7 protein-coding genes are annotated in these 13,761 nt (G+C 35.7%); all 7 read left to right on the forward strand.

What is annotated here, in order from left to right:
* The first annotated feature begins 2 nt into the window (after positions 1 to 2).
* The 7 genes from IGK21_RS05670 to IGK21_RS05700 all read left to right on the forward strand — a co-directional run bounded on the left by IGK21_RS05670 (position 3) and on the right by IGK21_RS05700 (position 13,629).
* On the forward strand, positions 3 to 980 hold the full coding sequence (locus tag IGK21_RS05670) for an alpha-ketoacid dehydrogenase subunit beta (RefSeq protein WP_010737448.1): 978 nt from the start codon (positions 3 to 5) through the stop codon (positions 978 to 980).
* Between the two features lie 26 nt (positions 981 to 1,006).
* Positions 1,007 to 2,644: a dihydrolipoyllysine-residue acetyltransferase gene (locus IGK21_RS05675; RefSeq protein WP_181914934.1), complete on the forward strand. Its 1,638-nt coding sequence runs from the start codon at positions 1,007 to 1,009 to the stop codon at positions 2,642 to 2,644.
* A 7-nt stretch (positions 2,645 to 2,651) separates the two neighbouring features.
* Complete coding sequence (lpdA, locus tag IGK21_RS05680; protein ID WP_010719369.1) at positions 2,652 to 4,058, forward strand: dihydrolipoyl dehydrogenase; 1,407 nt, start codon at positions 2,652 to 2,654, stop codon at positions 4,056 to 4,058.
* A 338-nt stretch (positions 4,059 to 4,396) separates the two neighbouring features.
* Positions 4,397 to 8,887 carry a transposase gene (locus IGK21_RS05685; RefSeq protein WP_438719041.1) on the forward strand — a complete coding sequence of 1,497 codons (4,491 nt, stop codon included), beginning with the start codon at positions 4,397 to 4,399 and terminating at the stop codon, positions 8,885 to 8,887.
* A gap of 192 nt (positions 8,888 to 9,079) precedes the next feature.
* A complete protein-coding gene (locus tag IGK21_RS05690; RefSeq protein WP_181914935.1) occupies positions 9,080 to 10,933 on the forward strand; it encodes a helix-turn-helix domain-containing protein in 1,854 nt (617 codons plus the stop codon).
* A 480-nt stretch (positions 10,934 to 11,413) separates the two neighbouring features.
* Positions 11,414 to 11,944 carry a hypothetical protein gene (locus IGK21_RS05695; RefSeq protein WP_130029660.1) on the forward strand — a complete coding sequence of 177 codons (531 nt, stop codon included), beginning with the start codon at positions 11,414 to 11,416 and terminating at the stop codon, positions 11,942 to 11,944.
* Positions 11,945 to 12,330: 386 nt separating this feature from the next.
* Positions 12,331 to 13,629 carry a hypothetical protein gene (locus IGK21_RS05700; RefSeq protein ID WP_181914936.1) on the forward strand — a complete coding sequence of 433 codons (1,299 nt, stop codon included), beginning with the start codon at positions 12,331 to 12,333 and terminating at the stop codon, positions 13,627 to 13,629.
* The last annotated feature ends 132 nt before the right edge of the window (positions 13,630 to 13,761 follow it).

The following is a 13,761-nucleotide window of genomic DNA, read 5'->3' on the forward strand; positions in this document are numbered from 1 at the left end:
TCATGGCACAAAAAACAATGATTCAAGCAATCACAGATGCCCTAGCACTTGAACTTGAAAATGATGAGAACGTAATCGTTTTTGGTGAAGATGTTGGGAAAAACGGTGGAGTTTTCCGTGCAACGGAAGGATTGCAAGAAAAATTTGGCGAAGAACGCGTTTTCGATACCCCATTAGCTGAATCAGGGATTGCTGGTATGAGTTTTGGGTTAGCTTTAGAAGGTTTTCGTCCAGTACCTGAAATTCAGTTCTTTGGATTTATTTTTGAAGCCATGGATGAAGTAGTCGCACAAATGGCACGTACAAGATATCGAATGGGTGGGACTAGAAATCTACCGATCACGATTCGTTCACCATTTGGTGGTGGGGTTCACACACCAGAACTTCATTCAGATAACTTAGAAGGATTGATTGCTCAATCTCCAGGAATTCGCGTAGTCATTCCATCAAATCCTTATGATGCAAAAGGATTATTGATCTCTTCTATCCGCAGCAATGACCCAGTTGTATTTTTGGAACATATGAAACTTTATCGTTCATTCCGTGAAGAAGTTCCAGATGAAGCTTATGAAGTACCATTGGACAAAGCGGCAATTACTCGTGAAGGAACAGACGTTTCAATCATTACCTATGGCGCAATGGTTCGTGAAGCGATCAAAGCAGCTGACAATCTTGCGAAAGAGGATATTTCAGTAGAAGTCGTTGACCTAAGAACAGTCGCACCGCTAGATATTGACACAATCATTCAATCAGTTGAGAAAACTGGTCGTGTGGTAGTCGTTCAAGAAGCGCAACGACAAGCAGGTGTAAGTGCCCAAGTGATTGCTGAAATCTCAGAACGTGCGATCCTTTCATTAGAAGCACCAATTGGACGTGTAGCAGCACCAGATACTGTTTTTCCATTTGGACAAGCTGAAAACATCTGGTTACCAAATGCGGCTGATATTGAAGCAAAAGTCAAAGAAATTGCAGAATTCTAAGAAATAAGAAGGGACGTAAGTAAATCATGGCATACCAATTTAAATTACCTGACATTGGTGAAGGAATCGCAGAAGGCGAAATCGTCAAATGGTTTGTCAAGCCAGGCGATACCATCAATGAGGATGATACGTTATTAGAAGTTCAAAATGATAAATCAGTAGAAGAAATTCCATCCCCAGTTACTGGGACAGTGAAAAACGTCATCGTACCTGAAGGAACAGTCGCGAATGTTGGCGATGTACTGGTAGAAATCGATGCACCAGGACATGAAGACAACGAAACAAGTGGCGATGCTGGAGTAGCAGCGAAAGAGCAAACACCTGAACATCCAGCTGCTGAACCAACTGAAGCTAGTGCCGATGGTGGGGTCTTTGAATTTAAATTACCCGATATTGGTGAAGGAATCGCAGAAGGTGAAATCGTTAAATGGTTTGTGAAACCAGGCGATACCATCAATGAAGATGACACATTGTTAGAAGTACAAAACGATAAATCGGTAGAAGAAATCCCGTCACCAGTGACTGGAACGGTTAAAAACATCTTGGTATCAGAAGGAACAGTTGCAACTGTTGGTGATGTATTAGTAGAAATCGATGCACCAGGACATAATAGTGCGCCTTCTACTACATCAGAAAAAACAGCTGAATCAACTGATGCTAAAGTAGAAACTTCTGGTTCAGCATCAGTAGCTGAGGCAGCTGATCCTAACAAACGTGTTTTGGCTATGCCATCAGTTCGACAATTTGCTCGTGAAAAAGACGTGGATATCACACAAGTCACTGCAACTGGTAAAGGTGGACGTGTGACAAAAGAAGATATTGAAAGCTATCTATCAGGTGGGCATGCGAGTCAAACAGCATCAGCTGAACCAGCTGCACCTGCGACAGAAAAAGCGGTTGAAGCGAAAGCTGAAAGCAAGCCAGCAGCACCAGCAAAAGCGTTCAAATCTAATTTAGGTGAATTGGAAGAACGTGTAGCAATGACACCGACACGTAAAGCGATTGCTAAAGCAATGGTCAATAGCAAGCAAACAGCGCCACATGTTACTTTACATGACGAAGTAGAGGTTTCTAAACTTTGGGATAATCGTAAGAGATTTAAAGAAGTGGCAGTTGCGAATGGGACAAAATTGACTTTCTTGCCATACGTGGTAAAAGCATTAACTGCTACTGTGAAGAAATTCCCTATTTTGAATGCGTCAATTGATGATGCGAACCAAGAAATCGTTTATAAAAATTACTATAACATCGGAATCGCAACTGATACAGATCATGGCTTGTATGTACCAAATGTAAAAGATGCAGACCGTAAAGGGATGTTTGCGATTGCGGATGAAATCAATGAAAAAGCAAAACTAGCTCATGAAGGTAAATTAGCAGCTGAAGATATGCGAAATGGCACTATTACGATCAGTAATATTGGTTCTGTAGGTGGTGGCTGGTTTACACCAGTAATCAACTACCCTGAAGTAGCAATTTTAGGTGTGGGAACAATTGCACAACAACCGATCGTTAATGGTGAAGGTGAAATCGTTGTTGGACGAGTGATGAAACTTTCCTTAAGCTTTGATCACCGTATCGTAGACGGAGCAACAGCTCAACAAGCAATGAACAATATCAAACGACTTTTAGCTGATCCTGAGTTATTGATGATGGAAGGATGATAAACAAATGGTAGTTGGAGATTTTGCTGTAGAATTAGACACAGTTGTAATCGGTGCGGGACCTGGTGGCTATGTTGCTGCCATCCGTGCTGCTGAAATGGGACAAAAAGTGGCAATCATTGAAAGAGAATACATCGGTGGTGTTTGTTTAAACGTTGGTTGTATTCCTTCAAAAGCGCTGATTGCTGCAGGACATCATTATCAAGAATCTCTTGATTCAACTTTATTCGGTGTCACGAGTGAAAATGTCACACTTGATTTTGCAAAAACACAAGACTGGAAAGAAAATAAAGTAGTGAAAACACTGACTTCTGGTGTTGGCTTCTTATTGAAAAAACACAAGGTAGAAACAATCGAAGGCGAAGCATTCTTCGTCGATGATCATACATTGCGTGTGATCCATCCCGATTCTGCTCAAACGTATTCTTTCAATAACGCAATCATTGCCACTGGCTCCCGTCCGATCGAAATCCCAGGATTCAAGTTTGGCGGACGTGTACTTGACTCAACAGGCGGCTTAGCTCTAAAAGAAGTACCAAAAAAATTCGTCATTATTGGTGGCGGAGTTATTGGAGCAGAATTAGGTGGAGCCTATGCTAACTTAGGTGCTGAGGTAACGATTCTTGAAGGTTCTCCTCAAATTTTACCTACCTATGAAAAAGATATGGTGAAATTAGTGGAAGACGACTTCAAGAAAAAAGGTGTGACAATCGTAACCAATGCAATGGCGAAAGAAGCTGTTGATAATGGGGACAGTGTGACAGTCAAATATACTGTTGACGGTAAAGAAGAAACAGTGACAGCAGATTATGTTATGGTAACAGTTGGCCGTCGTCCAAATACTGACGATATGGGATTAGAACAAGCGGGTGTCGAAGTCGGTGAACGTGGATTGATTCCAGTGGATCAACAAGGGCGTACGAACGTGCCAAACATTTTTGCAATTGGGGATATCGTACCAGGTGCTGCTTTAGCGCATAAAGCAAGTTATGAAGCAAAAATTGCTGCAGAAGCTATCTCAGGTAAGAAAGTAGCAGTTGACTATAAAGCAATGCCTGCGGTTGCCTTTACAGATCCAGAATTAGCTTCTGTTGGGATGACGATCAAAGAAGCAAAAGAAGCTGGTATTGAAGCTACTGCATATAAATTTCCGTTTTCAGGAAATGGACGGGCGTTATCGCTTGCAAAAACAGAAGGTTTTATCCGTTTAGTGACGACCAATGAAGACAATGTCATCATTGGAGCGCAAATCGGTGGTGTAGGTGCTAGTGATATGGTTTCTGAGCTTGCTTTAGCCATTGAATCAGGAATGAATGCCGAAGATATTGCGTTAACGATCCATCCACATCCATCGCTAGGTGAAATTACGATGGATGCTGCTGAACTCGCTTTAGGTTTACCAATCCATATTTAATTTAGCAATTGGGATATTTTATCCGAACTGTTTCAAAAAAAGTATGGATGCTGGCGATAGTTGCCAGGTTAAAAACATCTTTTTGACAAATTGAATTGATACATGATCGATGAAACATCAAAGTTAGCAAAAACTGCTAGCTTTGATGTTTTTTTTGTGGTCTTTTCAAAACCTCTTTTTCTGAAAAAAGAAAAAAGAAAGTCAAGCTTTTTGAAAGAGGGTGTTAGAATAAATGTGGTAAAAGCAATCAGGTCAGCATATTTCTATATCAATGATTTAACTAGCGGAACTAGTTGTTTACTAATTAATTTTTAATCACTTTAAAGGAGATTGACTTTGTGAGAAAAGAAACGATTAAAACACTTCAAGGAGACTGTCATGAGAATGAAAAGAATAATGAAATTGGCGGTCCTAACAATTCAATTAAAAAGAGAAATGAAAGGATTATAGAAGCATACCAAACAGAAAATACATCGATAGCAGGACTTGCTGAGCGATTTGGAGTATCAAAGAGAACCATTGGAAATGTAACACACAGTCTAAAAGAGCAAAATCTGCAACAGCAAAGCTTAACGAATGAGACAACTAAAGAAAAGGAAGAGAGCAATAATCAAAATATCGAAGCATATTTAGCAGGAGACTTGTGGGTAAGTAAACTTGTTAATAAATTTAACGGATCAGCGAGAACCATTTTGATGAAAATAAAGAAAGCAAGAGAACAGAAGGAAGAGATGCAATATAAAACATCGTCAGAAAATGAAATTTTACAGTTAGATAGAAATAGTTTTGAGCAAAGGGAAGAGTTAGTGAAGCAACAAGAGCTGATTTCAGAAGTTCTTCTAAAAGATGAGCTGGAACAGGTACATCCTGCTCAGCCAAGGTCTTTAGAGGACAAAGTCATTTCATTAAGAAAACAAAAAAGTGTTGATCATGACAGCCAGTCAAAAAAATACAATCTCAATGACAGTTCAAGCAGAAAAAGAAAGATGCAAGAAAATAAGGACCCAGAAAAGTTTTCACTATCGGCGTTCCCAATTGATAAAAATAGTTTGAAAACATCGAGTGTGAAACCTAAGAAGCCAAAGAAATCTTATGTACTTCATGAAGTAGAAGAATATTCACCCAAACTATCACAAATAAGCAAACAAATACATACAACAGAGAATGAGCATTTAATTGATGAGAACCAACAGGATAAACTTCAAGGGATCGGTCCTCAACAAAATAAAAACTTTTCTTCATCACTTCCTTTACCAAATAAATTAGAGGAAGCAACAAGTAGTGAGAATCATATCTTCAATAGCAAACAAGTGCAAGTAACTGGAAGTCATCTAAGAGAAAACCAAGAGGAACACCCAATTTTATCAGAGACAGAAGGTGAATTTGGAAATAGCTTGTTCGATAGTTTATCTGATTTTGACTATTCAAATGAGTCCAATGAAGAACGTTCGTTTTTTCAAAAGTCAGCAAATTTATCCGATGAATTGTCAAATCATAATCTCACGACAGAAGAAATAGTGGAAGCATTAATGGAATTTGACGAGACGTTAGACTCAGCAAAAAATCTAGTGGATTATGTGAACGGATCGAATGAACTTCCAAAACAATCTAATAATGATTTATTCGAAGATTCATCAAATGATAGTCTCACGACAGAAGAAATAGTGGAAGCGTTAATGGAAGTTGATGAGACGTTAGACTCAGCAAAAAATCTAGTGGACTATGTGAACGGATCAAATGAACTTGCAAAACAATCTAATAATGATTTATTCGATGATTCATCAAATGATAGTCTCACGACAGAAGAAATAGTGGAAGCGTTAGTGGAAGTTGATGAGACGTTAGATTCAGCAAAAAATCTAGTGGACTATGTGAACGGATCGAATGAACTTCCAAAACAATCTAATAATGATTTATTCGAAGATTTATCAAATGATAGTCTCACGACAGACGAAATAGTGGAAGCGTTAATGGAAATTGATGAGACGTTAGACCCAGCAAAAAATCTAGTGGACTATGTGAACGGATCAAATGAACTTGCAAAACAATCTAATAATGATTTATTCGATGATTCATCAAATGATAGTCTCACGACAGACGAAATAGTGGAAGCGTTAGTGGAAGTTGATGAGACGTTAGATTCAGCAAAAAATCTAGTGGACTATGTGAACGGATCGAATGAACTTCCAAAACAATCTAATAATGATTTATTCGAAGATTTATCAAATGATAGTCTCACGACAGACGAAATAGTGGAAGCGTTAATGGAAATTGATGAGACGTTAGACCCAGCAAAAAATCTAGTGGATTATGTGAACGGATCGAATGAACTTCCAAAACAATCTAATAATGATTTATTCGATGATTCATCAAATGATAGTCTCATGACAGAAGAAATAACGGAAATATTAATGAGATTTGATGAGACATTAAACTCAGGAAAAAAACCAATGAAGTATGTAATGGAATTAAGTGAACGTCAAGAATCGAACAAATTATTCGATGAATCGTCAAATAGTCAACAGGTAGAATATCCTATAATGGAACAAACAATGGCAGGAAAAGCAGTTAATCAGCCTGGTTCGGAAAATAATCAAGTAAACTTTATAGAGGATCAGAATCAGGAATATCTGATTGATGAAGAAAAACATCCCCAGAATCCGCATAACATACATAATGATAGGGGCACAGGTGAGTTTATACAAAAGAAACAGGATAAGAGTATAAAAAATTCAGAAAACACCCCAGTGAATCAGAATCAGGAAACGGCGCTTGATGAAGAAAGACATCCAAAAAGAGCTGCTGCTCATTTATCTGAGAATCTACATAGTATACAAAACTTAGAAAGTAACCTAGGGCATCAAACAACCAAACAAACCGATAAGCAGACTATTCCTCAAACGGGGTATATTCTTGATCCTGTTCTTCCACAAAATGTCACTAAGAATAATTATTTAGAATATATTCAACTATATCAATCTATTCAGTCGACCATCAAAATAGAGACATTTTGTGACATAATGAAATTGTCACAAGATACATTTCAAGAGTTGCTTAAAGAAGCTGTTCCAGCTGAGTCAACTAATAGTGAATTAGGATATATAGAGAATAAAAGGGAAATTATACCGAGAGAATATAAATTAGAAAAGATCAATTTATATCTCAATTCTCAACATTCTTACGAATCTAAACGGCAGTTTTGTGATAAGAACAATTTAGACTATGATTCCTTTAGATCTTGGATAAGGGAACATAAAAAGGGGGAATTACCTCGTCAATCAATATCGACTATTGAAGAATTGATCAGTAGGGAACAAGATGGGAGAAATCTGTATTGTACTGCTAAGGTTAAGAAAGCCTGTGTACTTTTATGGAGAAGTAAGCGAATAGCACACAAGGTATTGTGTAAAAAATTGAACATTTCTGATGCGACTTTAAGAACTTGGAATAATAGATACGACCAGGCACGTGGTAAGAAGCAGGAGTTAATAACAACTCTCACAGAATTAAAAGAAAGGAAGTTAAAGCTAGGAAAGCTGTGTTGTACGGAGGAAGTTAAAAGAGAATGTGTTCTTTTATATAAGAATCAAGAAATGTCCATAGAGCAATTATGTAAGATTTATCATTTGACTCCGAATACGGTTAATGCTTGGATCGAAGAATATGACCGATTACTCCAAAATTCAGAAAGAACATCCCAAGCACGCCAAACTTTTTCAACTAATGTCGGGAATGCTAAATTTACAACAGCAGACAATAATGCGAGGTTAGCTCATGAACAAGGTAAGAGTCAAGGCAATCAAAGGATGCAACATAGTATACAAAACTTAGAAAGTAACCTAGGGGATCAAACAACCAAACAAACGGATAAGCAGCTTAATCCTCCAGCGAGGCACTCTCTTGACCCTGTTCTTCCACAAAAAGTCAATCAATCATACACTAAAAATGATTATTTAAAATATATTCAACTATACCAATCCATTCAAACGACCATCAAAATAGAGACATTTTGTGACATAATGAAATTGTCACAAGATACATTTCAAGAGTTGCTTAAAGAAGCTGTTTCAGCTGAGTCAACTAATAGTGAATTAGGATATATAGAGAATAAAAGGGAAATTATACCGAGAGAATATAAATTAGAAAAGATCAATTTATATCTCAATTCTCAACATTCTTACAAATCTAAACGGCAGTTTTGTGATAAGAACAATTTAGACTATAGTTCCTTTAGTTCTTGGATAAAGGAACATAAAAAGGGGAATTTAACTCGTAAATCAATCTCTACTATCGAAGAATTGATCAGTAGGGAACGAAATGGGAGAAATCTGGATTGTACCGCTAAGGTTAAGGAAGCCTGTGTACTTTTATGGAGAGGTTGCTCAATGACTAAGACTGAATTAAGTAACAAATTGAACATCAATGATATGGTTGTAAGATCTTGGGAAGATAGGTACAACCGGGCACATGGAAATGAGCAGAAGAAAATAATAACAACTCTCTCAGAATTAGAAAATAGGGATTTAAAGTTCAGGTATTTGAGTTGTACGGAGAAAGTCAAAAAAGAATGTATTCTTTTATTAAATGATACAAAAAATACCAAGGGACGAATATGTCAAAAGTATCATTTGAACGTTAAAACATTTTATAATTGGTACAATAAATATAAACTACTACTTAATGGTGCAGAAAAAGATTCAAAAGAACGCCAAACTTTTTCAACCAATGTCGGGAATGCTAAAATTACAGCAGCAGACAATAATGCGAGGTTAGCCAATGAGCAAAATAAGAGTCCAAATTTATTCTTGGGTAATCAAAAGATCCAATAAAATTCTAATAAGTTAATTATAGGTAAAGTGGAATGAACGTTAAATATAATTGAAATAAATTAAACAATTACTTTGAAAAAAAACAATAGTTGGATCTTGATCGAACATTTTTTTCTAAAAAAGAGAAAGAATAAACTATTTGCTAGAAAATTTGATATTAAAATAGATAAATAATTAGAAAAGGAAATTACTATGGAAAATGAATGGACGGAACAACGATACATAACAAAGAATGTAATAGGTTCCAATGGAAATGGGCAACAGTCATATGGTGAGCTAGGACAAGATAATCATCTGGTTAATGAGTCCAGTCCGGAGGAGGAGCTAGTAAGTCACATAATCAACCAAGGTCCTCCAACTATTCAAGAATTAGAAGCGGCGTATACTCTTTTTTCTAATCTTGAACCAAAGGAGCAAAGGATAGGGCAAATAGAGGAACAAGGAATAAAAGATGTCAATATGTTTGATTCAGGAAATAAGCGAGTGCACCCTAGATCAGACGAAAACGTGGGATATCCAAAAAGGCTAAAAGGCGCAAATAACCATTTATTTAATGAGCGAGACACCATAAATGATTCACAATTCCCACCTCAAACGACAAGAGAATCGGTCAATAAGCCCAGTCCAGAAGAAGACCTAGTACGCTACGTGTTCGAACTGGGTCCTCTGACTCGTCAAGAATTAGAATTAGCCGATACTCTTTTTTCTAATCATGAAACAAAAGAGCAAAGGATAGCCGAGGAGAGGAAAGGACAAACAGAGGGACAAGAAATAGAAACTGGAAATATGTTTGATCTGGAAAATAATCGAATGAACTCTGTAGTGGGCCAAAATTCGGAATCTTCGATTGATGAAGAAAAACATCTCCAGAATCCGCATAGCATACATAATGATAGGGACACAAGTGACTTTACACAAAAGAACATACAAGACAAGAGTACGAAAAATTCAGAAAGCACCCCAGTGAATCAGAATCAGGAAACGGTGCTTGACAAAGAAAGACATCCAAAAAGAGCTACTGCTCATTTATCTGAGGGTCTACATAATATACAGCACTTAGAAAGTCAAACAACCAAACAAACCGATAAGCAGCTTAATCCTCAAACGAGGCACTCTCTTGACCCAGTTCTTCCACAAAAAGCCAATCAATCAGACACTAAGAATGATTATTTAGAATATATCCAACTGTATCAATCCATTCAGTCGACCATCAAAATAGAGACATTTTGTGACATAATGGAATTGTCAGAAGATATATTTCAAGGGTTGCTTAAAGAAGCTGTTCCAGATGAGTCAACCAATAGTGAAATAAGATATCCAAGGGATAAAAGAATAGTTTTCCCGAAAGAATACAAATTGGAAAATGTTAAATTATATCTTAATTCTAAACATTCTTACAATTCTATCACTTATTTTTGTTATAAGAAAAATTTACCCTATATTCCCTTTCTAAATTGGCTCAAAGAGTATACAGAGGGGAAATTAACTCGTGAATCAATATCGACTATCGAAGAATTAATAAGTAGCAAACAAACTGATGGGTATCTGGATTGTACTGATAAAGTGAAGGAGACCTGTGTACTTTTATGGAGAGGTTGCTCAAAGACTAAGACTGAATTATGTGACAAATTGAACATCACTGATGGGGTTTTAAGAGCTTGGATGGATAAATACAATCAAGCACATAGAAATCAGCAGAAGAATATAATAACAACTCTTACAGAATTAAAAGAAAGGAAGCTAAATTCAGGAAAGCTGTGTTGTACGAATGAAGTTAAATTAAAATTAGTTCTTTTATATAAGAATCGAGAAATGTCCGTGAAGCAATTATGTAAGATTTATCATTTGAATCCGAAAACGGTTTATAACTGGATCAAGAACTATGACCGATTACTCCAAAATTCAGAAAGAACATCCCAAGAACGCCAAACTTTTTCAACGAATGTCGAAAATGCTAAAATTACAGCAGCAGACAATAATGCGAGGTTAGCCAATGAGCAAAATAAGAGTCCAAATTTAGTCTCGGGTAATCAAAGGATTCAATAAAATTCTAGCCAGTTAATCACAAGTAAAATTGGAATGAACATTAGATACAATGAAAATAAACCGACAAATTATGTTGACCAAGGCCAATGGATTAATCTTGGTCGAACATTTTTTTCTAAAAAGAAGAAAAAGTAAACTAGTTGTTAGAACATTCGATGTTAAAATAGATAAATAATAAATGAATAAAAAAGGAAATGATTATGGAAAAGAAGTCAAGTTCCTTAGATTGCATTATATGAACGTTTGTAAGTCTCTGATAGTATTTTAGCGGCTGGACAAAAGCTATGGTTAAGTTGTTATTAAACAGAATCTCACAAAAACGGTAAACTTGTTTTATAAATATTGAATATAACAAAGATTTAGCAGCAAAAATAATAAATGGAGCTCTATTGTCAACGGGAATGACTTAATTTTATTTTTTGGAAAAAATCTATATACAATGAATCAAGTCAGATACGTTAGAAAGAAAGGTCGGGAATGATGAGTAAAAGAGAAGAAGGGGTTTATGTTGACCCTCATACAAAAGATGTCAGGTGCCATTCTCAATGGGACGATATTAGAAAAATCATCAACAAGAATCAAATGAACTATTTCAATCATCTATCAAAACTCTTTGAAAAAAAACCGTTAATTTATTTTGAAATTGAAAAAAAAATGATGGATAAACAGGATATTAAAGGTATCTCTTTATTGGTTTTGTTAAAAAGGGAAGGAAAAGGTCTGGCATCCAGCGAATTATTTTATCCACCATTGAAAAATATTCGAGAGATTATGATAAAAGGATTGATGAAGGAATGTAGACAACAGGCATTCATTCAATTGAATGAAAAATACCAACAAAATGGGCATAGAATTGTTGAAATCACAGACCCATACTTTATATCATCTGACAATAAAGAAGAAAAACGTGATCTAGTGGGGATAAGAAAACACCTGAAGAAGGAGTTCGCAAAATATCCTAAAGAAGAACAAAGTGTAAAAATAGAGGAGAATCGAGATAATCGCTTTTAGCTCTTTGTCCAGCCGGATAAGGTTAGCTAATAAATATCAAAATTAGGTTTTTTATAACTAATGTTGGTAAAGAGAAATCTTAGAATAAAAAGGACAGAAAGAAGAAAAATTCCTTTTTGTCCTTTTTATTAGCTATAGATTGTTAGGTCTAGAGTATTTAAGGTATCTTTGATAAGTTGAGTATAAGACAGCTTGAATCCTTTTATGACTTGGTCAGTCAAATCCATTCTAAATGGTTTCGAGATGTCTTTTCTTATTTTTACCTTTTTTTCTGAAAAATAAAAAAGCAATTGGATCGACACATTTCGATATCAATTATTTGATTTTTTAGCAGAAGTAGTTATTTACTAACTTAATGTTAAATTACTCTAAAGGAGAGTGACTCTATGAAAAATGACACGATTGTAATCCCTCAAGAGGGATGTCATGTAGGTGATGAGAATGAGGAAATAAAAGGTTCGAATAATTTAAACGAGGCAAATGAAGATCATCGTTTGCTTCACCAAGACTCGGGCAATTTATTCAACCCTATATTAAAGGATAAATTTCCGATAGCTCAAACAGTGGAAGTGTCAGACAATACAGTTCACACAAAAAGAAAACAAATGTTTGATGAGCAGAAATCAGTTAATCTTCAAGGATGGGACGAATTATATAATCCGCTGTTAAATGGCAATTATACGATAGAGCAAGCAGTGAAAGTGTTAGGTGATATATATGAACCAAAAAGAATACGAATATCTGATGAGGCGAAATCAAATGAACATCAAGAACAATCTGATCCTCAGAATCGCAATATAAGTGACTTTACAGAAAAGGAAATACAAGATAAGCGTACGAAAAGTTCCAAAAACATCCCAGTGGCTCAGGCAATCAAAAAAATTGATAAACAGCCTATTTCTCAAACGGCGCACTCTCTTGAGCTTGCTCTACCAAAAAAAGTCAATAAAACATATCCTAAAGTGGATTACGTTCAACTATATCAATCCATTCAATCAGTTATCACAAGAGAGACATTTTGTGACATATTGGGATTATCAATTGATACATTTCAAAAGTTGCTTGAATATGAAGAGGTTGTCCCCGATCAGTCAGCCAATAGTGAATCAGAACATATAGATAAAAAAGAGAAGTTAACTCATAAAATAATATCGACTATCGAAGAGTTGAGGAGTAGGGAACAAACTGAGGAGTATCTGAATTGTACTAATGAGGTTAAGGAAGCTTGTGTACTTTTATGGAGAAGTGAACGATTATTGCAGAAAGAATTGTGTGACAAATTGAACATTTCTGATGGGAATTTAAGAAGATGGAATTATAGATACGATCAGGCACTTGGAAATAAAAACACAATAACAACTCTCGAAGATTTAAAAAATAGGGAGCTAGGGCCAGGGAATTTGTCTTGTCCAGCTGAAGTTAAAGCAGCATGCGTTCGTTTACTTAAGAATAAAGAAATGACTAAAAAGCAAATATGTGAATATTATCGTTTGGTTCCGAAAACGTTGAATAATTGGATTAAAAATTATGATCTATTACTAAAAGAAATCGAAATGAAATCACAAGGACTTCAAACTTTTTCAGCAAGTATTGGAAATGCTAAAATTACGGCTACAGAAAGTAATATAAGGATAGAACATAAACAAGATACGAGTCCAAATTTAATTTTTGGCGGAAGGACGTAATAAAATTCTAACAGGATAATCATTAGTAAAATCGAATAAACCTTAGAAAAAAATAAAACAAACAAAAAATTATTCAGAAAAAGACCAAGAATTTGATTTTGATCGAACATTTTTTCTAAAAAGAAGAAAAAG

Source organism: Enterococcus sp. DIV1421a (assembly GCF_051711025.1).
GTDB classification, from domain to species: Bacteria; Bacillota; Bacilli; order Lactobacillales; family Enterococcaceae; genus Enterococcus_B; species Enterococcus_B hirae.